Consider the following 24444-nt stretch of genomic DNA (forward strand, 5'->3'; position numbering starts at 1 on the left):
GAGCACGACGACCGTCCGGGTCGCGAACCCGCCGGCCGCTCAGTCCACGGCCTTATCTTTCCCCGCAGCCCCCGACCCCCGGACCCGGGGCACCACGGCCCCGGGCCCGAGGCCCCCGTCCCGCGGTCCGATGTCCCCCGACCCGGTCCCGCGGGAGTCTTCGGGCGTCAGCCCTTCACCGCTCCGCTCATGATGCCCGCGATGAGCTGGCGTCCGGCGAGCAGGAACAGCACCAGCAGCGGGATCACCGAGAGCACGGCGCCGGCCAGCACGATCGAGTAGTCGACGTAGTAGCCCGACTGCAGCTGCGCGAGCGCGGTCTGCAGGGTCGGGTTCGTGGGGCTGAGGACGATCAGCGGCCAGAGGAAGTCGGTCCACGCCATCATGAACGTGAAGAGCCCGAGGATCGCCATCGCCGGTCGCGCCGCCGGGACGGCGACGGTGAGGAACGTCCGGAACTGGTTCGCTCCGTCCACGCGCGCCGCCTCGATCAGCTCGTCCGGGATCACGTCGACCAGGTACTGCCGCATGAAGAACACGCCGAACGCGGTGACCAGCGTCGGCACGATCACGGCGCCGAGCGAGCCGGTCCAGCCGAGCTGCCGCATCAGGATGAACAGCGGGATGATGCCCAGTTGCGTCGGGATCGCCATGGTCGCGACCACTCCGATCATCAGGCCGTCGCGCCCGCGGAACCGCAGCTTCGCGAACGCGTAGCCGGCGAGCGTCGAGAACGACACGACCGAGAGCGTGATGATCCCCGAGACGATGACGCTGTTCAGCAGCGCCGTCCAGAACGGGATCGCGGTCAGCACCTGCGAGGCGTTGGCGAGGAAGTTGCCGCCCGGGACGAGCGGCAGGGTCTCGCTGCGGGTCGCGTTCGAGCCGCTCGCCACGACGAACGACCACCACAGCGGGTAGGTCGAGCCGAGGATGAAGGCGCTCAGCAGCCCGTAGGTGAGGAAGCCGGGCCGGTCGACGCGGCCGGCGCGGGAGGCGCGGACGCGGCGCACCGGGAAGGCGGCGGAGGTGGCGGGGGCGGTCATCGCTCGCTCTCGTTCTGGCCGAGGCCGGTGGTGGTGAGCAGGGGGTCCGCGGCGGCGATCTCGTCGGCGGTCGCGGGGCGGGCGGAGCGGCGCTTCGAACGCTGCGAGATCCGGTTCTCGACGGAGGCGATCCGCCGCGAGATCGCGAAGTTCAGCAGGCCGATCAGCACGATCAGGAGGAACAGCAGCCACGCGATCGCGGCCGCCTCGCCGAAGTTCTGGCGGAAGAACGCCATCTCCCAGAGGTAGAGGACGGTGGTCTGGAACTGCCGGTCCGAGCCGCCGATGCCGCCCGCGTTCGACACGTCGAACAGGCGCGGCTCGGCGAAGATCTGCAGGCCGCCGATGGTGGCGGTGATGATCACGAAGATCAGGGTCGGCCGGATGCTGGGGATCGTGATCGAGCGGAAGCGGCGGAACGCGTTCGCCCCGTCGATCGCGGCCGACTCGTGCAGCTCGCGCGGCACGGCCTGCATGGCGGCGAGGAGGATGAGGGCGTTGTAGCCGGTCCAGCGCCAGTTGACCATCGTCGCGATCGCGACGTGGCTGGCGAGGCGGTCGTTCGTCCACTCGATCGGGCTGATGCCCACGAGGCCGATCAGATTGTTGATCAGGCCCTCCTGGTCGCTGAAGACGCTCGAGAAGATCAGCGCGACCGCGACCGGCGAGACGATGTACGGCAGCAGGACGCTCATCCGCCAGAAGGTGCTGGCCCGCAGCGCCTGGTCGAGGGCGGCCGCGAGCAGCAGCGCGACGGCGAGCTGCGGGATCGTGGAGAGCAGGAAGATGCTCAGCGTGTTGACGATCGAGTTCCAGAAGAAGCGGTCGCCGAGCACGGCCGCGAAGTTCGCGAACCCGACGAAGTCGCCCTGGCCCTGCAGCAGCTGCCAGTCGTAGAGCGACACGACGAGCGTGTAGACCAGCGGGAACGCTCCGGTGAGCGCGAAGAGCAGGAAGAACGGCGAGATGTAGAGGTAGGGCGAGGCCTTCACGTCGAAGCGGCTCGCGCGCTGGCGGAAGGTCAGCGGGAGTCGGGGCGCCGGGCGCCGCTTCCCCGCGGGGGGCGTCGCCGTGGCCGGCGGGGTGAGTGTGCTCGTCATGGCGCTCTCTTCGAGGTCGAGTCGGAGTCGGAGGGGATGCGGCGGGGCCGGAGTCTCTCGTGCGGCGGGGCCGACCGGGAGGAGTCGCGGGCGGCGGGGCCGGAGAGGTCTCGGTCCGGCGGGCGGCAGCGTTTCTCCCGTGCGGCGAGGTGGCCCGGGATGCGGGCGGCCCGGCCGCACGGGGACCGGGAGGTCCGGTGGCGGCCGGACCTCCCGTGTCGGTTGGGCGTCGGCTCGGAGGGGTCAGCCCCCGGGCGTCGGCCCGACCGGATCAGTCGACGAGCTCACCGAGGAGCTGAAGCGCCTCGTTCCAGCCCTCCTTGCCGTCGATCTCGCCGCGGTCGACCTTCTGCAGGACCGGTCCGAAGACGTTCTCCTGGATCAGCGAGTCGTCCGGGCCCTTGTACTGGGCGACGACGCCCTCGGCGCGCTGCGCGAGGATCGCGCCGGTCGGGGAGTCGTTCATGCCGGGGTCGGGAGCGGCCGCTGAGGCGAGCTCCTTCTGCGCGTCGAGGGTGCTCGGGAACGGTCCGGCCGCCTCGAACGCCTTCAGCTGCTGCTCCGGCTCACTGAGCCACGACGCCAGCGCGGCGGCCTCGACGGGGTGCTTCGACTGGGTCGGAACCGAGAGGAACGAGCCGCCCCAGTTGGCGGGGCCGCCGGGGAAGACGTCGGCGAAGTCCCAGCCGGTGGCCTCGGCGTTCCCGCCGCCGGCCTCGACGTTGCTCTTCAGCGTGCCGAACATCCAGCCCGGGCAGACGAAGGTGGCGAAGGTCTGGTCGGTGAACGACTTGCCCTTGTTCCAGTCCCACGCCTTCTGCGCGGCCGAGAGTCCGGAGGCGGTGGCGTCGGTCAGCTGGCCCCAGCGCTCCTCGAGCTCCGGGTTGCCCTCGACGTTCAGCTCGCCGTCGGAGGTGTAGTACCCCTCGGGCAGCTGGTTGACCATGGCGTTCCAGACGAATCCGGAGTGGTCGAACCACGCCTTGCCGGTCGCGTCGTGGTACTTCTGGCCGGCGGCGAAGTAGTCGTCCCAGGTCGCGTCCGGTCCGCCGAGCATCTCGGCGACGGCGGCGCGGTCGGTGGGCATGCCGGCGGCCTCGAAGGCGGCCGTGTTGTAGCAGAGGCCCTCGGGTCCGATGTCGGTGCCGTAGCCGATGACGCGTCCCTCGGGGTCGGTCGCCTGCTCGTACTTCCAGTCGACCCAGTCGGCCTTGCGGTCCTCGATGCCGTGGTCGCGCAGGTCGACGAACTGGTCCGAGACCTCCATGACGGAGCCGAGCCAGCCCTCCTCGATGGCGACGACGTCGGCGAGTCCGGAGCCGGCGGCGAGCTTGGTGAACGCGTCGGTCCGCGCGTTGCCGCCGGTGTCGATGTTGTTCGGGACGATGGTGATCCCCGGGTTGGCGTCCTCGTACTCGCCGTAGAGCTCGTCGAAGCCCATGGCGTTGAACGTGGTGACGGTCAGCTCGATCTCGCCGCCCTCGGAGGCGTCGGATCCCGACGAGCATCCGGTGACGATCAGGGCGAGGGCCGAGGCGCCGGCGATCGCCGCGGCGATCCTGGTGCGTCGTGAATAGGGCACGGTCACTCCTTCGTGATGGTGGTGGGGCACCCCTGCGAGCGCTCTCACGCGTGCTGTTCCGCGAATGTGAGAGCGCTCTCACGAGGTGTGCGGCGAGCTTACGCACGCCCCCTCGGAGAGGTCAAGCGTTTTCGAGAGAGCGCTCTCATCGATTTGATGGTCCGCGCCCAGCCGCGCGCCTCCCCGCCGCCCTCGCCCCGCGAGAACGCAGAAGTCGCGGTACTCGAACGCGAGTACCGCGACTTCCGACTCACCGCCCTCTGCCGATCGAGTAGCGGTTACTCGATCAGCAGGGCCGCCCTCAGCCCACCAGCATCGCGAAGCCCTGCGCGGGCAGCTGAACGGAGACGGCTCCGGACGGCGACGTCTCGCTCACGAGCGCGCCGTCCTGCGAGTAGACGCGCAGGGTGCCGGAGCCGCCCGAGACGCCGATCGCCGTGGTGCGCATCCCGTCGGTGGAGTTGCGGATCAGCTCGGTGCGGCCGCCCTCTCCTCCGACCACGAGGCGCGTCACCAGCGGGCGCACCAGCAGCGCGTCGAGGCGCGTCTGCCCACTCAGCGGGCGGACCTGGACACTCGTCGAGCCGGCCGGCACGGTGCGGCGGAGCTTCTCCGGGAGCAGCGCGCCCGACGCCTCCGTGACCCCCTGCGACCCGACGGTCGAGCGGAGCAGGTCGAGCGGGCGCGTGCCCGACGTCCAGACGCTCAGCGGCGTGCGCTCCGTACCGCGCTGCGGCTGGTCGATGACGGCCTCCACCACGCGGTCCTGCGTGGACGGGCCGATCGGGATCGAGACCGCGCGGCGCGGGTCGGTCAGCGAGAGGTACGAGCCGCTCCAGCCGGCCTCCCCCGTCCAGGACGACTCGGGCGTGACGACGGTGCCGCCGCGCGCGCTCTCGGCCTCGACCAGCGTCAGCCCGTCGCGCGAGCGCTCGGTGGCGACGGAGCGGGCGCGGTCGGCGACGTCCGGGTGCTCGTCGAGCGCCAGCATCGCCAGCAGGCCGTGGATCGTGCTCTCGGCGCCGCTGTTGCGGTTGACGGATCCGTCGGCCTGGACGCCGTCGAAGACGACTCCGGTGGCCGGGTCGTAGACCGGGCCGAGGCTGCGGTTCAGGCCGAAGAACCAGGCGCCCTGCACGGCCGCGAGGTCAGTGAAGGCGCCGGAGCCGGTGGCGTCGGCCAGGGCGAGCGAGTTCTGCAGGCGGGAGTCGGCTCCGTAGGCGATCTGCACGCGGTCGGTCGGAGTCGGGTTCCAGCCGTTGTCCGGGCCGCCGGCGGTGAGCAGCTCCGGAGCGAAGCGGGCTCCGTCGACGATCGCGGGCTCGAGGAGGGAGGAGTCGTCGAGCGCCGCGGACGACGCGGCGAGTCCGCCGGCCATCTGCGACGACCAGGAGTGCCAGAGCGTGCGCGACTTCGTCCACGGGAGGATCGCGCCGTACGGCCAGGCGGTGGTGTCCGCCTCCGTCGTCGTGGTGCGGGCGTAGGCGGCGACGCCCTCGGCGAGCTCGGCCGTGCTCGAGCGCACCGCGGAGTCGTCGGGGGCGGCCTCGAGGTAGGCGGACAGGCCGAGCAGCGCCTCCGAGGTGGCGTCGGCGCCGTCGACGATCAACCAGGCCGGCACCTGCACGCCGTCGGCCTGCGCGTACTCGCCGTAGCGCGTGAGCACCTCGCGGTCGACCGCCGCGACGCCGAGCCGCAGCCGCTCCTGCAGGAAGGCGGCGAACTCCGGATCCGTGTCGCGGAACGCCGCGTAGCCCTCGCCGAGCGCCCAGAGGGTGCGGGCGAGCCAGTAGCTGTCCTCGGAGTCGCTCGGATCCGGCAGCTCGACCGGCTCGGCGCTCGCGTTGAGCTCCCCGTCGGTCTGCATCCAGAGCACCACGTTCCCGGCGTCGTCGCCCTCGGTGGTCTGGAAGTAGGCGAGAGCGCGGAGCGTCTCGAAAGCCTTCTCGCGGCTCTCGGTCGAGCCGGTCTGCTGCCAGTGGCGGAGGTAGACGACGGCGGCGCGCGAGATGTCGTCGGTGTTGAAAGCACCCTGCTCGTAGTCGCCGGTCGCCGGATCGAGGCGGCCGCCGCCCACGCGCTCGAAGGCGCCGCCGTCGCGGGCGTCGGCGTAGGTCCACGGCATCACCAGGGTCGGCTCCTCGTCGAGCCGGTAGGTGGTGTGGCCGGGCTCGGGCACCGGAGTGGCGGTGTCGAGGAGGAAGTCGAGGTGCGCCGTGTTCGTCAGCGGCTCGGCCGCCTGCGCGGGGGTCGCGCCGAGGGCGAGGCCCCCGACGGTGAGGGCGGCGGCGGCCAGGACGGCCGCCGATCGTGTGAGCGTGTTCGTCATCGAACTCTCCTTGGGTGGGGTGCGGGGGGCGGATCTCGATAGGCCCGCGATGCGGGCTGCTCGATCAGCGGGAGGCGCCGACGGACTCGATCAGCGGCGTCAGCCGTCCGTGCGGACGAGGCGGGCCGCGCCGATCTTCGAGTCGGCCATGCCGTAGAAGACGTAGTGCTGCCCGTCGATCTCCTCGATCGCCGTCGGGAAGACGACGTTCGGGACGATCCCGCTGCGCTCCTCCTCCGTCTCGGCCTCGAGCAGCGGCTCGGCGGTGCGCGCGATCACCCGTGACGGGTCGTCGCCGTCGAGGAGGATCGCTCCGGCCGAGTAGTTCACGTGCTGCTGCTGCGCGAAGGCGCTGTCGATCACTCCGGTCACCCCGTGGTGGATGAGCAGCCACCCCTCGGGCACGCGCAGCGGCGCGGGTCCGCCGCCGACCTTCAGCTCCTCGAACGGGAACTCCGGCCCCGCGAGGAACCGGTGCCGCGTCCAGCGCGTGAGGCTCGCCAGGTCGCGGTCGACCTCGTCCACCGGCACGTAGCTGATCCAGATGCTCTGCCGCGGGTCCTCGATCCCGGCCGGGAGGCGCACGCCCTCGCCCGGCCGCGTCTCGCCGAGGTCCCACATCGGCCGGTGCAGCACCGCGAACGAGCGGGTGCCGTCCGGGGCGGCGACGATCTCGGGGAAGAACACGCAGTCCTTGTTGTGGAACAGGCCCAGGTCGATGTCGAGCGCGTCGTCGTAGGCGAAGGTCACCGGGCCCAGGCGCCGCCAGTCGCGGAGGTCCTCGGACACGGCGAGCGCCGTCCGGGGCCCGAGCGGCCCATAGGCGACGTACGTCATCACGTGCAGGCCGAGCGCCTCGATGAAGGTGATCCGCGGATCCTCGACGCCGGCGTTGTGCGCGCCGCGCTCGAAGCCGCGGTCGGGCGCGAGCACGACGCCCTCGCGCTCGACTCCGACGGGCACGCCGCCCTCGACGACCACGCGGGCCAGGCCCACGCGGGAGACGTTGCCGGCGGCGACCATCCGGGGCAGGAGGTACAGCTCGCCGTCGGGTCCGCGGCCGCTGCCGGGGTTGAGCACCCCCTCGGCTTCGAGCTCGTCGCCCGGGGCGGGCTCCATCACGACGCCGACGCGCTCGAGACGGTAGGGGACAGTGGTGAGGGTGGGAGACATGGTCAGCCTTTCACTCCGGATCCGAGATCGGTCGAGACGAAGTAGCGCTGGAACACGATGAACAGCACCACGACGGGCGCGGCGAGCACGACGGCTCCCGCGAGGATCGCCCCGAACGGGTTGTCGGTCGACGACGCCACGTTCGAGATGTAGTTGGCCAGGGACACGGCGAGCGGCTGCAGCGACGCGTCCTTGGTGATGAGGAACGGCCAGAGGAACTCGTTCCAGGGGCCGATGAAGGTCAGCAGCACGGCGGTCACCAGCGCGGGCCGCACCAGCGGGAGCGCGATGGTCCACAGCAGCTTCAGCTCGCCGGCGCCGTCGATCCGGGCCGCCTCGAACAGCTCCTTGGGGAGCTGCAAAAAGTACTGCCGGAAGATGATCACCGCCGTCGAGTTGATGGCGAACGGCAGGATCATCCCGAGGTGGCTGTCCGCGAGGCCGTAGTCGCGCGCGATCAGCACGTAGAGCGGGATCTGCAGCAGCTGGAACGGGATGACCTGCACCAGCAGGGCCAGCGCGAACACCGCGTTGCGCCCCCGCCACTGCAGCATCGCGAGCGCGTAGCCGGCGAGGACGCCGAAGATCACCGTGCACAGCAGCACGCCGCCGGTGAAGATCCCGGAGTTGACCAGGCCGGTGAGGAGGCTGATCCGCTCGTTCACGTTGACGTAGTTGTCGAGCGTGAGGTTGCCCGGCTCCGGGATCGCTCCCGCCAACGTGGGGTCCGGATCCGTCTGCAGGGAGCCGACGATCATGTAGTAGAAGGGGAAGAGGAAGACGATCGCGCCGATCGCGAGCACGACTCCGCGCAGGATCACGGCTCCGCGGCTGGAGCCGACGGGGCGCCTCCGCGGTGACTTCTCGGGGGCGACGGCGGCGGGCACGGCCGAGGCGGCGCCTCCGGCACTGGACAGGGTGCTCATGAGTTCCTCTCCCCCGCGAAGCGGTTCTGCAGATAGGCGATGACCAGCACCAGCAGCACCAGGACCACGCCGATGGCCGAGGCCACGTCGGGCTGCCCCTGCTGGATCCCGAGCTGGTACATCAGCAGCACGGGCGAGGCGGACGCGCCGTTGGGGCCGCCTCCGCCGGTGAGGAGGTAGGGCTCGGTGAAGAGGTTGGCCCCGGTGACGGTCGACACCAGCAGCACCAGGAGGGTCGCGGGCCGCACGCTCGGCACGGTCACCGACCAGAACTGGCGGATGCGTCCGGCGCCGTCGGTCGAGGCCGACTCGTAGAGCTCCTTCGGCACGTTCTGCAGCGCCGCCAGGTACAGCAGGATGTAGAACCCGAGCTGCTTCCAGGTGACGTAGAGCGCGATGATCGGCATCGCGAGCTGCTCGTTGATCAGCCACGACGGATTCGGCGCGAGCGGCCCGAGGAGGCTGTTGACCAGCCCGTTCCCGTTGAAGAGGAACAGCCAGACGCCGACGACCGCGACGCTCGCCGTGACGTAGGGCACGTAGAAGCTGACGCGGAGGAACGTCCGCAGGTGCACGACCTTGTCGAGCGCCGCGGCGAGCAGGAGCGAGAGCACCACCGTCAGCGGCACGTTGATCACCAGGAAGATCCCGATGTTGCCGAAGGAGCGGATGACCTGCGGGCTCGAGAACGCCGTGACGAAGTTGTCGAGGCCGACGAACGGCCGCTCCACCTGCACGCCCGGAGCCGCGAAGAAGAAGTCGTGGAACGCGATCCAGACCGAGTAGACGACCGGGAACGCGAAGACCGCGAGCACGAAGAGGAGGTAGGGGCTGCCGAACAGCAGCCCGAGGGGCTGGGGCCCGAGGACGCGGTGCAGGAGGCTCCGCTTCCCCGGCGCCCCGGCCGGCGCGGGCCGGCGGGTGAGGGTGGTCACGGCCGGGTCACTGCTGGCCGGCGAGCCCGGTGACGGTCTCGGCCGCTCCGTCGAGCGCCGACTTCACGTCGCCCTCGCCGAAGATGACCGTCTTGCCCCACGCATCGCGGATCGCCTGCAGCATCTGCACCGTGTTCGGTCCCGACGGCACCTCGATGGTGCGGCTCGCCTGGTCGCCGAAGCGCTGGTAGGCGGGGTTCGCCTCGAAGTAGTCCGCGTAGGTGGTCTGCAGATCGGTGCGCAGCGGCATCTGGCCGGTGGTCTCGAGCAGCGAGCGGTCCTGCTCCTCGCTGGTCGCGAACTTCAGCACCTCCCAGGCCGTGCCCTTGTTGGCGCAGGCGGAGTAGAGGCCGACGTTCTTCGCGTCGCTGAAGGTCCAGGTGTCCTCGGCGGGCGTGCCGTCGGGGGTGGGCACCGAGACGGAGCCCCAGTTCAGGTCGTCGTAGACCGAGACCGCCCACGGGCCGACTATCGACATCGCGGCCTGGCCGTCGGCGAAGGCGTCGCCCTGGTACTGCTCGCGGCCGGCGAGGCCCTGGTCGTAGAGGCTCTTCCAGAAGTCGGCGACCTCGTAGCCCTCGTCGTCGGCGAAGGTGGCCTTGCCGTCCTCGACGAGGCTCGTCCCTCCGGTGGCCGCGGCGTAGAGCGGCATGAAGTCGAACTGGGTCTGGAAGAACTCGCTCGTGGGCGCGGGCTGGATCGCGGCGGGCGCGGCTCCCGACTCGACGAGCGTCTTCGACGTGGCGAGGAAGTCGTCGTAGGTCGACAGCGACGGGTTCTCGGGGTCGAGTCCCGCCTTCGCGAAGAGGTCCTTGTTGTAGAAGATGACGACCGGGTTGCTCTTCCACGGCATCTGGAAGTACTCGCCGTCGGCGTTCTGGTACTGCTCCGCGAGGTCGCCGCTGCGGGTCTCGATGTAGTCCGCGCCGCCGTCGAAGCTCGAGAGGTCGACGAGTCCGCCCTGGCGCTCGAACTGGCCGACCGCGCTCGGGGCCGTGTTGAAGACGAGGCACGGCGCGTTGCCGGCCGTGATCGCGGCTCCGATGACCTCCTCGCTGCTCTTGCCCGCGGGGATCTCCTGTCCGGTGATCTCCTCGTCCGGGTGGTCCGCGTTCCACGCGTCGACCATCGCCTTGCCCCACTGCACCTCCTGCTCGTTGTTCGAGTACCAGATGGTGATCGGTCCGGTGGCGGTGAGGTCGGTCGACGCTCCGCCGCCGCCGCTGCAGGCGGTGAGGGCGAGGGTCGCGAGGGAGGCGGTGGCGATCCCGGTCAGCCAGCGTCTCGTCGTCGAGGGTGCCATGGTGTTCTCCTTGTCCGGCGTGCGCGACGGTGCGCACGCGTCTTCAGTGGGTCGACGGCCGCGGAGGAGCGGTCGAGTGGCGCACCACGAGCCCGGCGGGCTCGAGGTCGACGTCGGGGGCGCTGCCGGACTCGATGAGGTCGAGCAGCGTGCGGGCGGCCTCCTCGCCCCAGCGCGCAGGGCGCGTGCGGGCCGAGGTCAGCGACGGGTAGACGTGGGCGGCGATCTCGGAGTCGTCGAAGCCCGTGATCGAAAGGTCGTCGGGGAGCCGGAGCCCGCGGGCGTGCGCGACGCCGAGTCCGGCGATGGCCATCGGGTCGTTGCCGAAGACGATCGCGGTGGGCGGGGTCGGGCTGTCGAGGAGGCGCTCCGTGGCTGCCGCGCCCTGCTCCGCGCTGAAGTCGGTGGCGACGAGCGCGGTGGGCTCGAGCCCCGCGTCGCTGCAGGCCCGCGTGAAGGCCTCGCGGCGGCGGGAGGAGTGGAGCAGGTGGTCCGGCCCCGCGACGTGGGCGATGCGGCGGTGGCCGAGCTCCGCCAGGTGCCGGACGGCGTCGGCGATGCCCGCGGAGTCGTCCATCACCACGGCGGGTGAGGAGGAGCCCTCGAGTCGCCCGAGCGTGACGGCCGGGATCTGCAGCTCGGCGAGCAGCGCCGGCCGGGAGTCGTCCTGCCGGAGGTCGGTGAGGAACACGCCGTCGACGCGGCGGTCGGCGGCCAGCGTGCGGTAGACGGCCTCCTCGGAGGCGCCCGGGTCGACGACGCTGAGCACCAGCACCCGGCCGCGCTCGGCGAGCACCCGCTCGACCCCCGAGATGAAGGAGGGGAAGAACGGGTCGGCCGCGATGACCGCCGGGTCGCGCGCCACGACGAGGCCCACCGCGAACGAGACGCTGGTGGAGAGGGAGCGGGCCGTGAGGCTGGGCCGGTAGCCGAGCTCGGCGGCCACGCGGAGGATCCGCTCGCGGGAGTCGGGCGAGACGCCCGGCCGGTCGTTGAGCGCGAACGAGACGAGCGCCTTGCTCACGCCGGCCTCGCGTGCGACGTCGAGGATCGTCGGTCTGCCCGCCATGGGAGCTCCTTCGCTCGTCGCCGCGTCTGAACCGGTTTTGTAAACCGGTTCAGAGCACCGTAGCAGGGTGGTGCGCGGAGGAGAAGAGGGAGGTGGATGGGGCGGTGCGCGTGCCACCTGGAGCCTGTTTCCCGCCTGTCCCCGGTGCTGGGACGTGCGGGCGTCGGCCGGTCGCTACGGTGTCGGACGCCTGTGCAGGGGCGCCCGGGATGGCCGCCGAGCGAGTGGCTCCAGGCCGCTCACGGAACCGTCGAGCGACGGAGTCTGAGAGCCCTCCGCGTCCCGGCTCCGGCTCGGCTGCCGGGTGCTGGAGTGTCCCGGTGCCCGGTGACCCCGCAGGCACTCCTCCGACCCGAGAGAGAGAACGATCATGGCCCGCCCCCACTCCGCCAGCCGCACCACGAGCGAGCAGCGCACCGAGCACGCCGAGCAGTACTCGGCCGGAGCGCGCTACGCGTCGGAGGCGTTCGGCACCTTCCTCCTGGTCGCCGGCGGCGTCGGCACCGCGGTCTTCGCCTCCGCCTTCCCCGACTCCGGCAACGCGCTCGGAGTCGGCTTCCTCGGCGTCGCGCTCGCCTTCGGCCTCACCGTGATGGCCGGCATCTACGCCGTCGGCCACATCTCCGGCGGCCACTTCAACCCCGCCGTCAGCATCGGTCTCGCCATCGCCGGCCGCACCGAGTGGAAGCACATCCCCGGCTACATCGTCAGCCAGATCCTCGGCGGACTCGTCGGAGCCGCAGTCGTCTTCCTCGTCGCCGCCGACGGCCCCGCCGGCTACCTCGCCGCCACCCGCGACTCCGGCTTCGCCTCCAACGGCTACGGCGCCGCCTCCCCCGGCGGCTTCGGACTCGGCGCGGTCCTCCTGACCGAGATCGTCCTGACCGCCGTGTTCGTCGCCGTCATCCTCTCCGTCACCGCCAAGAGCGAATACAAGGCCGTCGCGCCGCTCGCCATCGGCTTCACGCTGACCCTCGTCCACCTGATCAGCATCCCCGTGAGCAACACGTCGGTGAACCCGGCGCGATCGATCGCCGCCGCGGTGTTCGCAGGGCCGGATGCGCTGGGGCAAGTGTGGGCGTTCCTGCTGGCGCCGATCGTTGGTGCTGCGATCGCGGGGGTGGGGACGAAGGTGCTGAACCGGCGGAAGTAGGGGTTTGACGGGGCGCGCCACGATGGGCGCCCTCCCTCGCGCAAGGGCACAGTGATGCTCCCGACGCGCCTCAAAGGACGATCGGGGGACCTGCGCTCCTTTAGCTGGGTGGCGGTGTGAGTAGAGCGATCAAGACCGACCAGCTCCGCTGATGCGATACAGGAAGGCGCCGACTCGCCCCTCGGCTCACTCGAGGCGGATCGTCACCTCGGGGCGCTCGACTGCGACCTTGCTCACCGGTGTCACGACGCAGAACTTGCAGCTGTTGTTCCTGCGGCAACGGACGCGTCGAGCTGCAGCCGAGCGCAACGATCGAAAGAAAGTCGCCCGAGACCAAGCAACTGTGGTGCCGCTCCACCTCAGATACCCCTCGTGAACCCAAAGCGAGACACCCCACCACGAGACGCCTTCCTGACACTATCCTGCGCCCGGGATCCGACCAGCGCTCGGTTTCGCCTGCGAAGCGAACGCGTGTCGCAGGAAGCTAATGCATTTTGGAGCAACCGATAAGCGTACGGTCCGCCAGATAGTTGCGGTGCGCCCCGTCGACCGCTGGGCTGGCACACGATTCCGCAGTGAAGTCGAAGACGAACATCCACGTGATCTCGTAATCAGCCCGGGCTCGAGAGTGTTGGCCACTCTGGAGTCGATCTCAAAATCGAAGAGGCTGTCACTCACTTGCCCACCCTGCCGTGCCGCAGTTAAGCGAGTTATAGCGACGCATGGGACCAAGGAACCGCTGGCAGTAATGCCGCCAAGGCAGGGGTTCCGTACGTCACAAAGACAAGCGAAGCATCGTCGCTGTCATCCCAGGTCGCACGGTTGAAGGTCACCGGCAGCGGAGATATCGGTGATGGGGAGACGTACTCATCAGCGTCGCGTACCCCGCTGCCCTGGTTGAACGACACGGCTGGCAATGCTTCCGCCGGAAGCGTCAGCCAGTAGACCGTCGGACGAGTGGCGTCAGATTTTAAATTTCCTCGCGTGAGCTTATTAGCCGTGAGCACTCGCTCCAAAATTGTGGGTGTTATCGATCCCACGAGTACCGGAGGCGCTTTCACCCGGCCACCGATTACCGGATCCCCCATGTCGTCATTGCTTATGGGTTCGTTCTTGATGGTCTCGACTTGCTGACGAATATCGTCGATCTCAGAGTCCACAAGAGCAGGAGTTGCCCGCGGGTCCAGGGCAAGGCGTTCAATTGCCCTCTCGATGTTCGCGAGCACGGGGGTGGCATCGCCGACGATGTCGGTAAAGTCCCCGTAGTCTTCCGCGATCCCTTTGTAGACCTGCTCCTCGACCGTATCGGCGTAAAAGTAGTTGCTGATGCGGATGTCCTTATAGGAAGCGCCGATGCGATCAACGCGGCCGATCCGCTGCTCCACTCGCATCAGGTTCCATGGCATGTCGTAGTTGATGAGCCGTCCCGAGGTTTGCAAGTTCAGCCCCTCGCTCATGGAGTCTGTGCCGATGAGAATCTCGAGCTCGCCATTGCGGAACTTGGTTTTGATTTCCGATTTTGTGATTTCGGCCCACATCCCGGACTTAGCATCGTAGACTTCACCGCCCCTACCCGAGTAGCAGCCGAGCCGCCGATAACCGGCCGTGATGAGGCGTTCGCGCACATAGTCCATCGTGTCCGCGTACTGCGTGAAGACAACTACCGACGAGTACGTGTTCAGCGCCTCGGTAACGTCAGCAACGAGTTTGCTGGCCTTGCTGTCTTCGCCGGTTATGCTGTCAAGGTCTTGAAGGAACGACTTGAGTTCGACGATCTCGTCACGGAGCCGATCGGCCCTCGTGTCGAAAATCTCCGGCTCAAAGAGCGATCCTTCAATATCCACGTTATCGTCGTCGGTGAGTAATTCAGCGAGATTTTTACCATCTTGCAAGACGCTCAATCGACGACGAAGAGATCGTTTGATTGCCTCGAACGATGAGGTCAGGCGGCGGCGATAGATGGTCATAATGAACCCGAGTGCCTGATTACCCGCCGCGGAAATATACGCGTTGTAATGACGGCGGATGTACTCCTCGATGCGCTCGTACAGGCGCCGCTCGTTCGGCTCCAGCCGAATGAACTCATCTTCAACGTGACGATAAGGAATGACCACTTCGTCCGGAATAATCCCGGCCGCCTGGTATTCTCGCATTGTCTTCCGGGTGTTGCGGAAGACCCGATCCCGCATTGGGGTATGCCGACGTAGCCACTTGTCCATCCACTCGGAAGTCTCGCTCGGGAACTTGGCTTTCAGGTCCGCGCTCGGCGGATTCCCGGCCAGAGCTGTGACCACGTATGCACCCGTCCAGCCAAGCGCATCGTCGATCTGTTGTTCGAGTTCACTATCCCGCTCGGCTTGCTGGTCGGAGAAATAGTCTTCCAGCATCGCGCTCAGGAATTCCCAGTGACGGTGCATCGGGTCGATCGCCAGAAGCTTGAAGTAACGAATGAAGTCTTCCGCACTCACTCCCCACCGACCCTCGAGCCCGAGTAGCGAGATAAGGTCCCAGGCTTCATGTGGGTTCATCTGCATCGGCGTAGCTGTAGCGAGATACAGCGCGCGCCACATCTCTTTGCCTTGCATCTCTTGAAGGAGTGCCAGCAGCGAGTTCGGGGTGTCGGTCGGCTTGGAGCCGCGTCGGCGTGCGTGGTGGGCCTCGTCAACTAGGACAACATCCCATGGTCCGGCATCAAGGATCTGCCGGCGGCGGTCGCGGCGGCGAGCTAGATGCGATGACGCGAGCACGATGGGGAACGCCGACCATGGATTGGCGTTCGGATCGACCGGGATCGGTTTATCGTAGCGATCCACGAAGGCACCTTGGTCGAATCGTGCCACATCGAGATTCATCTTCTCGTGAAGTTCCTCTTGCCACTGCTTCATCACTGACGCTGGCACGAGTAGCAGTGCCTTCTTCCCCCGGCCCGAGGTGAAAAGCTCGCGGAGGACCATGCCCGCTTCAACGGTCTTGCCAAGACCAACCTCGTCGGCGAACAGGTAACCGCGGGGGTAGGTGCTCACAACACGGCTAATCAGTTCTGCTTGGTGCGGGAGGGGCTGTGCCCATGCTGATCCGACGCCCGTCCAAGGCGATTCGGTTGGTGCATCACGCAATGCGACGAGCTCGTCCCATGCCGACTCGACATCGAACTCTTTGGTCTCATCTTCTGAGCAGGTCGGCGCCTCCAAAGGAGGCAAGGTGCCGCCCGGTGGTGGGGGTGGAGTCTCAGGTGCGTGCTCGACGAGGTGCAGCCGCACTGCCGCCGGCAGGTCGATGACAGCCCACCCTTCGTCAGCATCGTCTGTCCAGTGCTTCTCGAAATCGAGCACCTTGTGCACTCCCAAGTAGTCCCAGATCGGGACATTCCAGGACGGGTAGGCGTCGAAGGTCTCATGGTTCTTCGCCCAGGCCGTCACCGATGAGTTGTTCGATCCGTTGAAGGCGACTCGATTTCCGTAGCCATCCGCGAAGATGCCGTACTTGGTGTGGAAGTAGCGCCCCGACTCTCGATGCGTAAGCAGCTCGCCGTTCTCTCCTCTTGGGACACCGACACGAATCTCAAGTCGGTCGGCGGCGACCATCCACGCAAGCACGCTCAGATGTTCGCTCTGAACGATTCGCGCTCCGGCAAAGTCTGGGTCGGCGAGTAGCCTCTCCGCCACTACGTCGTCGAGCGGCTTGCCTTCGATGACAGCGTCCACGTCTCGCTGCGCAAGCTGCGCCCCGACGATCAGGCGCATCCTCCCGCCGTTCGCGAGGAAGTGGGCAGTGCCCTGCGCAGCATACTGAAGCTCGGAGGCTGACCAGTAGCCTACGGCCCTGTCGTAGGTCACCGCTCGGGACAGCAGCGGCAGATAAAAGGTCTCGAACGGACGGTCGTCAGGCGAATAGGTCGCTCCGAGATCAACGGCCTGGAACGAGTCGGGTAACGAGCTTGGGCCGTACGAGAACAGCCCCGAGATTACCGGCGCGGCTGGTGGTGACGGTGCTTCAGGTCGTAAAGCGTCGCTGTTGTCTGAGGTCATGTCACTCCACGTCGAACAGTGTGTTCCCGTTGGGGTCTGCCGGTGCGGCCATCTCCTCTGCCTCCGGTAGCACGACATCGTCGAAGTAGAGAGTGCAGAGGGTGTCGATGAGGCCAGCCTCCGGCACCACCCAAACGCCTTTGATCCTGGTCCGCGGGATTGCGTTCGCCAGACCTTGCAGAGTGGAAATGAATCCGGCGTCGCTGGTATATCCATGACGGTCGAGAAACCGCTTTGCAGCCTGCTGACCGTCGATCTCTGCAACGTAGAGCGCAGTGTCAACGGCGTCAATGACGTGCTCGAACGACGAAGCTTCCGGCGTCACACCAGGCAGTTCAGAATCAGCCCCTCGACGTAGGCGTTCCTTGGGTGTCAAGAGTTTCACCTTGCCAGATGCCTTCGAGAGGATCTTCGCGCGCTCCAATTCGTCGACGTCCAACCCTCCTACGGCGAGAGCCAGGAGACGTGCTGTGTCGAAGGGGAACTCGCGCGCACCGAACGTGTCCCATGCCAAGAGAACGAAGTCAGTGAGACCATCCACCTTTGCGGCGTGACCGACGAGGCGGGAACGGCGAAGGTCCACAATCTCCTCGCGCGCCAAAGCGAGGGCATCTTCGGGGCGAAGCAACTGGTCCCGCCCATCAGCGTCCGGAGTCGACGAGTAGACGGGCCAGTTCTGCGAGATCACGGACAGCGTTGGGCCGTATGTCGAGAGAAGAAGGTCAACACCATCGATGCCATCATGTTGGAATCGCGTGGCGGCCGCGCGGGCCGCCTGGCGGATGTCGTGCTCGATGTTATCAAGGTAGACCTTGTGATCGTCATCACAAACGGCTCGCTTACGACAGACCAGCATGATCGTCGAAGCGGCAGAGTTCATGTTCGCCTGATGGAGCGAGACCTCGGCTTCTGTGTTCACCGGCCAAGATGTTTCAATGGTGAAGCCAGCCTGGAGAAGACCCATACCCAAGGTGTCCCATGCTTCGGCGCGCTTGTGGGTAAACATGACGGACAGGACACCGTCGTCGGCTAGTACCCGCTTCGATTCAGAGAAGATGGATGTCATCTTTGTCTCGTAGTCCAGGTCCGCCAGTGCCTGCTTCCGCCTCCCCATCATCGCGAACCGGGCGGGGTTGGCGACTGCCTCGTTGTCCTTGTCGGTAAGGTCATCGTGGAAATACTCCGGTACGAGCCGCCCGAGCGTTCTCTTCTCCCAAACGTAGAAGTAGTCAGCGAGCTCGGCATACATCACGTTGTCGTAGTACGGCGGGTCCATGCAGATGTGAGTCACGGAGCCGTCATCGAGCGTGAGGCTCGCCGCACTACCTTGGGTGACAGTGACCTGTCGCTCAAGGCGCTCGGTCTTGCCCAGCTCGGCGGCACCGGTCTCGTCCAGCAGGCGCGCGATCCCGCCGTATGCGTCCTCCAATTGGTCGAGACACCATGAGTACAATGCTGTGGCACCCTCGAACTCTGCGAACGTCCACTTGAAAGCGAAGTCGTGTCGGTCAAAGACGCTCCTCATCTTCTGGCGAGACACGTCCCAGGATGACAAGCGCGAGTTCCAGTTGAGCGCCTTGCCTTGCATGAGCGCCAACTCGAATAGAACATCCTCTGCTCCCACGCCAAGCACGTTCCGCACTTCGGGGATCAGCTGAGCAAATTCTTCGCCGAAAGTGCCATGGACGAGCGCCTGCCTAGGGGTGTAAAAGTCGATCCAGCGTTCCAGACCATAGTTCTTCGGGCGGAGGTCGTTGCCGTCAGGGAATTCCTCGGTCGGAAGGACACCGCTTGTGAACCAGGCATCCTTGACCTCATCAAAGTGGCGATCAGCCGCCCGAAGCGCATCTTGGTCACGTTCGCTCAGCGCCCTGAATGTACGCTCGCCGGAAGACTTCCGGATTGCGACCGCGTACAGGATCTGCGTCATTCCCCCGTTCTGGGCCGTCTCCCTAATGTAGTCCCCGTCGATAACCAAGTTGTCATACGGCGAGACCGCTTTCCCCCGTGCCATTGTCCCCGTACTGGCGTCGGCCCTATCCACATCACGTCCCCGCACGACCTCAAAACGTGGCTCTCTGAGCTCGATTCCCTCAACGGAGGTGACTAGCTGAACAGCGACCTCCTTGCCTGCGGTCTTGCGTAACCACTTGTCTGTCAGCAGCGGCACGAGGCGGCCCGTGCGCGGGCAAGGAACGGCGTTGGCCCAAATGTAGGCGATGACGCTTTCCCCTTCGTTGAGCGGGAAGAACTCCTTGAGTCGCTTCTCCACTCGTTTGACGAGCACGTCGCCCCACTTTTTGATGTCAGGGAGCAGGTCTAGACCGCGGGTTGCAGGAATCTCGACGCCGGCCTTCAGCACACTGGCTGCGACTCCGTTAAGGTCGTTCGCGACAACAGGCAGGCCGAGTCGGCTTGCAGCCCAAGGAATCGATCCTCCACCGGCAGTAGGGTCAGCCACGGTCGGGAGTGCACCCCAGGTGCGACGGAGGATAGCGTGAAGCAAGTCGATGTTTGAACGCGAGACTGGGTTCCGGAACGCCTGGCGGTAGCCGTACCCGTTCCCTTGCAACTTCACACCAGCGGCGTTGGCCGCGTCAATCATGCGACGTCCTTTGACGGGATCACCCAGGATACCTACGAGGCGAAGCAGCCATCCACGGTAGGAATATTCAGTACGCACTTCGGGCGCGTCCGGAAACGCTCCCGCCAAATCCTCTGACCATGCAGGCATGACCCCGGCGAGCGCGACCGCGGCGGATGCGACAAGTGGTCGGCGCGCCCACCAGATGTGCAGAAATGACAGCGGTGGCAGCGCGGATGCTGCTCCGCGTTCCCGGCGTGACTCGATGCCGAGTTCCGCGACGGGTAGCCAGTCCTCAATGAGGACTCGTGGTCTTGAAGCGGTCACGTCGTGTCCTTACTCAGCGAGGAGGGTTCGGAGTGCTTTGCGGGCACGGTTGCCGTCGAGTCCCACGCACTTGGAGTACCAGTAGTAGGTCTCTTCGGTGCTCATAGCGTTGATTCCGGCGACGAGGGCCCGAACCCGTTCGTGCTTGGCAATGGGTTGGGTCGTGAGCAGGACCAGCGCCAGGCGGACTCCTTCGGCTTCGCCGAGGCGAATTGGCGCTTTGCGCTTGAAGGCAAGAACGCTCGGCTGGTGACCCGCCTTACGGATCGCGACGAACAGCGCGTCAACTATACGACCAGACTGAACGGGTGTGGCGGTGCTGATCGGCGTAGCCATTGTGCTGCCGTTTTCACCATAGATCTCTTCAAGGGTCACTCCGAAGGTTTCGCCTCGACCCGGCGTTACAACGAGCCGGAATCCGCGAACTCCTTCGACCAGTGCTAGGTGGGATGTACGGCGGATACGTTTAACGGCGCTCATTTGGTGACCTCCGCCGTCATAGTGGTGCTCTTCATTCCAAGATTCTTGATGACCGTGTGAATTTGAGCGAACTGGGCATCGATGATGTCTAGAGCCGGAGAAAAGCGGAAGACGAGGGTAACCTCGCCCGCGACTTTGTACGCTCCGGCAACGGCTTTCTTCACGTGGTTGTACGCGGACTGGAAGTCTTGACGGTCGGCAGTTCCCTGGAACTGAACTCCGCCATTGACTCCCTTGAACTCGGCGCGAATCGTCGCGCGAACGATGATGTGCTGCTTTTGCAGCATGCCGAGCGATGCCACGGCGAGGTCAATGTCACTGGTACCAGATGCCTCGTCGGCGGTGACTTTCAATGTCATCGTGCTTACCGACGGCACAGTGAAGTCGGAAATTTGATCGAGCAGGCTTTGCATCGCCGCACCGCCCGGGCCGGACGCATTGAAGGTCTTCGAGTTCGGAGTGCGGGTCGGCACCTCGATCTCCTGCAAATCAGCTGCTTCTCGGCTGAGGATGCGCAGGTTGTCGAGGCCCTTGTCCTTGATCGCGGACGGCGACAGAGCCCGGACGCCGGGTCCCGGGTCTGTGTCGAGGACAACGAACCACTTGTAATCGCTCGCTTGCACGGCTGTGGCGAGCAATTCGAGAACATCTGTTTTGGCGGGCTCACCGCCACACTGCGCTTCGAGGCGAGAGCGAATCTCAGCCCCAGTGAGGTCGTCGGTGGTGATGACCTCCCGCAAGTCGGTCTGAGTCGGCTTGCGAACGAGCAGGCCTCGCAGCTGTGCTTCGGAAGCGGTCATCACTTCCGCGTCGGGCTTCATCTCGGGCGAGAACCCAGCCATGGTGCTTGACGTGTAGGTCTTTCCGGTGCCCGCGTCATAGTAGACCCAGTTCTCATTCTTTACGCCGTGGACGATCGCTTCGCGGATTAGATTTGGGTTCCGGACAATCTGGATCGTGTGGTCGGTCCAGAAGTAGTCAGCGATGGAGCGGGTAGTGGCCGAAGTCGCGGCGTGCCAGGTCTTCGACCGGAGGTAGGAGGCAGTGAATGGACTGCTCCGAATTTTGTCTTCGTCTTCGAGCAAACTCAGCACCGCCGAGGTTGCGTTCTTCGTGTCCCCCTGTGCCTGAGCCGGGAGCTCGCGATGGCGCAGGTATCCAGTGGCACTGTCGCCCGCGGGGAAGTAGATGTGCTTGTAGCAGCGGGTCACCGCGATGCGAGCATTTAGGGTGGCTTCCTTGTTGTACACCTCCACCTTCCTGCGAACTTCGTCACTGAACTGCGCGAGTCGTGTCGTATCACTGGCAAGATTGTTAGACGCGATCAAGGCGCGGGCGCGATCTTTCAAGACGAGGATCTGCTCTTCGCCGGCGACTGCGAACACGACAGCGTTGCGGTAAGTCCTCGGGCTGCCAACAGAGCCGACCTTGTCAAGCATTTCGACGATGGCGGTGGGCGGCAACTGTGCACCCTTCTGCGTGACAGTCACGACGTTGTAGTCGAGAACGGCCACTCTCAGGCCAGCCTCATCATGAATCTCGGCGGGACCCGAGGGGAAGTGGATGGTCTTTGCACCCCCGTCGTTGGCGAAGGCGTTGCGGATGAGTGTGTCCACCATCGCGGCAGCTGCCGTGTTAGCGACGTTGCGCTTCTCCGTCTCGATGATGGCGTTGACGTTTGGCTCGATATTGAATCGCCATCGGCCTCCGTCAAATGAGAGATGCCAGAAGACTTTCTCGGATTCGGTGAGCGCCTTTTCGAAGATGGCTGTGTCCTCACCGGGCCGAAGTGTTCCGACGATCCAGTCATTGCGCCCGGCTCCTGCGGTCGCCACCATCTCAAGCGAATGCGTGAATACGGTGCGCGCAATGCGGGTGGCATACGCAGGTTTGCCAGGAAAAACATCAGCATCCACTACCGCTGCGTGCGAGTGCTTACCTGCGAAGTCGCCCCCAGCCACGGACGCGTACTCAGCTCGTCCGAGTCCATCGGTGAGGTGATTGAGCACCGGGTCGTTGTCGAAGTCGATGTCGCCGACGTTGATGACTGCCGTGTCATCGTCCGTGTTGTAGATGTGTGCCACGACCTCTGCGAGCAGCTTCAGCGCACCGCGTGCCCGTTGGAACTGAGTGATGTTGCCGAGGCGCTTGTCAAGCACGCGAACCAGCTCTGGATGGAACGGGTAGGCCGAGGCGACCAGCTCGCCGTAGGTCGCTGGGTGTTCGGCGCCGCCAGCAAGCTGTTCGCTCTTGCCCAGAGTCTCGTATAGCTCGCGGTACGCGTCTCCTGCCGCCTTGGCGGCGGTTCCATCCACCGACGCGAAAATACGCTTTTTAAGAATCTCCCCGATCTCGTTGTCGTCTGCTGGGCGAATCACGGCAGACGGCTGGACCGCGCGGGTGAGCACGTCGCCCGTCTCCTCCGCAGCCTTGACCGATGCGGCGTTCGCGTTGTCGGCTCGTTCCTTTTCGTCGCCTGTCAGGTCGCTGATTTCGGTGGTCTCGGCGCCGAAAGCGTTGGTCGTCGATGCCAGGGTGATGATGACGGACACGTTGTTAGTTGGGTCCGAGGCGACCTCAAACAGGTTCCCGAGGAAAACCGGAATCGCCCGTGCCATGCGACGCACGTCTTCGTTGCCGGAGGAGGACACTGCACGCAGGTACTTGGCGATTTCGTCCACGATGACGACGGTCGGCTTGCCTGCAAACGCGGCCTTGATTGTGCCCGTGCCGGGCGCGGTGCGCTCCGCGTCGTTCGCCATCATGGCCTCGTACGCGGAATCGCCGATTTGCGCTGCCATCTCGCCCCACAACGTGTAGGTGCGGTGTCCGTCGGTCTCCACTCCGGCCGTGGGATCAAGGGCGTCGCCAACGAGCGCGGCGACCTGGACCGGACCATCTGGTAGGAGACCTGGGTCGATGAAGTCCGCGATGTTCGCTGGACGTGCCCCACCCGCGAGGTGGTACACGGCGGTGAGGCCGTGAGTCTTACCGCCGCCGAAAGATGTCGTCGGACGGAGGACACCGTTCTCCCCGGCGACTCCCTTCGCACCGGTAAGACGACCGAACGTCTTAGTCAGGAGCGTCTTCAAGCCTGACGTCGGATAGGTCTGTGCAAAGAATGCTTCCGCGTCGCCGTAAACCGGGTAATGTTCCGCGTCCCGCACGACCTTGTCGAGTTGGGCCGCGAAGTGATTGTCGGCGAGACCGCCGTAGAGCACATCCTCTCGCGGCACGCAAGTGGAGCGCAACGGCAACAGGCTCGAGTCACTCATCAAATTTCCTCCCTAGCCGCGCACCGTTGCGCATTTCATTCGCTCTCCCTGGATGTTGCGTTGGCGAGACGAACTCAATAGTCGACTTTCGCTGTCTGAGACTTCCAGAGTCGCCCAACTTTGTGGGCTGGCATTTCCTTGTCAGCGATCCAGGTGTAGATCGCGTCTTTGGTCACACCGAGATGGTCCGCAATGTCGTCGGCGTAGATCCAAGGTTCAGCCATACGGACCCCTCGAAGCGGAACCAACCGGATTTTTCCGGGGTGTCCAAGACTAGCGGGTTGCGGGACCGGCGTGCCGAGCTACTGGGGCGTCGTCCTCGGCGCGACTCCTAGCACGGTGGTGTTGCAGGCACAACGTGGAGACCCAGAAGTTGAGGCTCCGAGTGCAGCCAAAGGAGCTGATCAAGATTCTCGTGAGCGCCTTTCACCTGCCACCTAGTCCATCGCGAGTCCATAATGCTCGCGGCGCTGACGCGAGCGCACCCGGTGCTAGAGACCACGTTCTCACCTTGACCTTGCGTCGCGGCCTGGTGAGAGAGCGCCCGGCTAGACGCCTGCTCGCCAGTGCGTGCGGATGCCGAGGAGCCCCCAGACCGGCCCCTGCCACGTCAGCGCGGCCGGCCGCGATGGCGGTGATGTCGCCTTCCGTGAGCACCTCTTGCCGCTGTACGGAGTAAGTCGAGCTCGTCGTCTCGATGCGGAACAGGTACGCGCCGACGTAGCTGTTAAGGACGGAGCAGCCGGTCATCGGGCGGTCGTAGTCGCCTGACGCTGCGGAAGGTGCGAAGACGGCGAGTGTCTCGTGTTGGGCTGTGCGTCGGGGTCGTCCTCCCATGCTCGGAGTACAGTCCGGTCGGCGTCGAGGACTCGCCAGAGTCCCCACACTCCGGCGACGGGGCCGGTGTCTCGTATCTGAACACGAGGGCGGTCGCGGTGTGCCAGCCGTGCGCGGCCGCGGCGACGATGAGCGCTCGCGCGGCCGCGGCGGTCGCGGCCTGGTCGCCGGAGGCGGCGTCGACTGCGGCTTGCGCGTCGTGCAGCGCCGGGGTGTGTCCCCACACGTCGTTGTCGACGGCGGGAGTCGTGGTGGTGGTCAGGGTGAGCCTTTCTGCAGAGTCGGGCGGGAGGGCGG

The 24444-nt window shown here is 66.1% G+C and carries 15 protein-coding genes and 1 pseudogene; 1 reads left to right on the forward strand and 15 read right to left on the reverse strand.

Annotated elements, in window-relative coordinates; genetic code table 11:
• Nucleotides 1-167 precede the first annotated feature (167 nt).
• The 9 genes from C5C69_RS05885 to C5C69_RS05925 form a co-directional block, all read right to left on the reverse strand.
• Entirely contained in the window at nt 168-1046 is an 879-nt protein-coding gene (locus C5C69_RS05885) for a carbohydrate ABC transporter permease (RefSeq protein WP_104223961.1), read from the reverse strand.
• Nucleotides 1043-2146 (reverse strand): carbohydrate ABC transporter permease, encoded by a 1104-nt coding sequence (locus C5C69_RS05890; protein ID WP_104225835.1) that lies wholly within the window; start codon nt 2144-2146, stop codon nt 1043-1045. Before C5C69_RS05890 ends, C5C69_RS05885 begins: the two co-directional genes overlap by 4 nt.
• Nucleotides 2147-2417: 271 nt before the next feature.
• The gene (locus C5C69_RS05895) at nt 2418-3728 is read right to left on the reverse strand and encodes an ABC transporter substrate-binding protein (RefSeq protein ID WP_104257516.1); all 1311 of its coding nucleotides are present in this window, start codon (nt 3726-3728) and stop codon (nt 2418-2420) included.
• A 301-nt stretch (nt 3729-4029) separates the two neighbouring features.
• Nucleotides 4030-6057 (reverse strand): hypothetical protein, encoded by a 2028-nt coding sequence (locus tag C5C69_RS05900; RefSeq protein WP_104257498.1) that lies wholly within the window; start codon nt 6055-6057, stop codon nt 4030-4032.
• A gap of 99 nt (nt 6058-6156) precedes the next feature.
• Nucleotides 6157-7230 (reverse strand): glycosidase, encoded by a 1074-nt coding sequence (locus C5C69_RS05905; RefSeq protein WP_104257499.1) that lies wholly within the window; start codon nt 7228-7230, stop codon nt 6157-6159.
• Between the two features lie 2 nt (nt 7231-7232).
• Nucleotides 7233-8156 carry a carbohydrate ABC transporter permease gene (locus tag C5C69_RS05910; RefSeq protein ID WP_104257500.1) on the reverse strand — a complete coding sequence of 308 codons (924 nt, stop codon included), beginning with the start codon at nt 8154-8156 and terminating at the stop codon, nt 7233-7235.
• Nucleotides 8153-9091, reverse strand: coding sequence for a carbohydrate ABC transporter permease (locus C5C69_RS05915; protein WP_104223956.1), 939 nt, complete (start codon nt 9089-9091; stop codon nt 8153-8155). Before C5C69_RS05915 ends, C5C69_RS05910 begins: the two co-directional genes overlap by 4 nt.
• A gap of 7 nt (nt 9092-9098) precedes the next feature.
• Nucleotides 9099-10394, reverse strand: coding sequence for an extracellular solute-binding protein (locus tag C5C69_RS05920; RefSeq protein WP_104257501.1), 1296 nt, complete (start codon nt 10392-10394; stop codon nt 9099-9101).
• 43 nt (nt 10395-10437) lie between these two features.
• Nucleotides 10438-11463, reverse strand: coding sequence for a LacI family DNA-binding transcriptional regulator (locus C5C69_RS05925; protein WP_104257502.1), 1026 nt, complete (start codon nt 11461-11463; stop codon nt 10438-10440).
• 370 nt (nt 11464-11833) lie between these two features.
• On the opposite strand from C5C69_RS05925, the gene aqpZ reads away from it, so the two are divergent.
• Nucleotides 11834-12616 (forward strand): aquaporin Z, encoded by a 783-nt coding sequence (aqpZ, locus tag C5C69_RS05930; RefSeq protein WP_104257503.1) that lies wholly within the window; start codon nt 11834-11836, stop codon nt 12614-12616.
• A 710-nt stretch (nt 12617-13326) separates the two neighbouring features.
• On the opposite strand, the gene C5C69_RS05935 is transcribed toward aqpZ, so the two are convergent.
• The 6 genes and pseudogenes from C5C69_RS05935 to C5C69_RS05950 all read right to left on the reverse strand — a co-directional run bounded on the left by C5C69_RS05935 (nt 13327) and on the right by C5C69_RS05950 (nt 23534).
• Nucleotides 13327-16644, reverse strand: coding sequence for a DEAD/DEAH box helicase (locus tag C5C69_RS05935; protein ID WP_181127027.1), 3318 nt, complete (start codon nt 16642-16644; stop codon nt 13327-13329).
• A gap of 1 nt (nt 16645) precedes the next feature.
• A complete protein-coding gene (locus C5C69_RS05940; RefSeq protein ID WP_258065168.1) occupies nt 16646-19249 on the reverse strand; it encodes a DUF1156 domain-containing protein in 2604 nt (867 codons plus the stop codon).
• Nucleotides 19250-19375: 126 nt separating this feature from the next.
• Nucleotides 19376-19555: pseudogene (locus tag C5C69_RS17445) on the reverse strand (DUF1156 domain-containing protein); the annotation flags it as partial.
• Between the two features lie 9 nt (nt 19556-19564).
• The gene (locus C5C69_RS16635) at nt 19565-19930 is read right to left on the reverse strand and encodes a hypothetical protein (protein ID WP_146083600.1); all 366 of its coding nucleotides are present in this window, start codon (nt 19928-19930) and stop codon (nt 19565-19567) included.
• Between the two features lie 101 nt (nt 19931-20031).
• Nucleotides 20032-23310: an ATP-binding protein gene (locus C5C69_RS05945; protein WP_104257506.1), complete on the reverse strand. Its 3279-nt coding sequence runs from the start codon at nt 23308-23310 to the stop codon at nt 20032-20034.
• Between the two features lie 74 nt (nt 23311-23384).
• Nucleotides 23385-23534 (reverse strand): excisionase family DNA-binding protein, encoded by a 150-nt coding sequence (locus C5C69_RS05950; protein WP_104257507.1) that lies wholly within the window; start codon nt 23532-23534, stop codon nt 23385-23387.
• Nucleotides 23535-24444 lie beyond the last annotated feature (910 nt).

This window comes from Rathayibacter sp. AY1C7 (assembly GCF_002931865.1).
Classification (GTDB): domain Bacteria; phylum Actinomycetota; class Actinomycetes; order Actinomycetales; family Microbacteriaceae; genus Rathayibacter.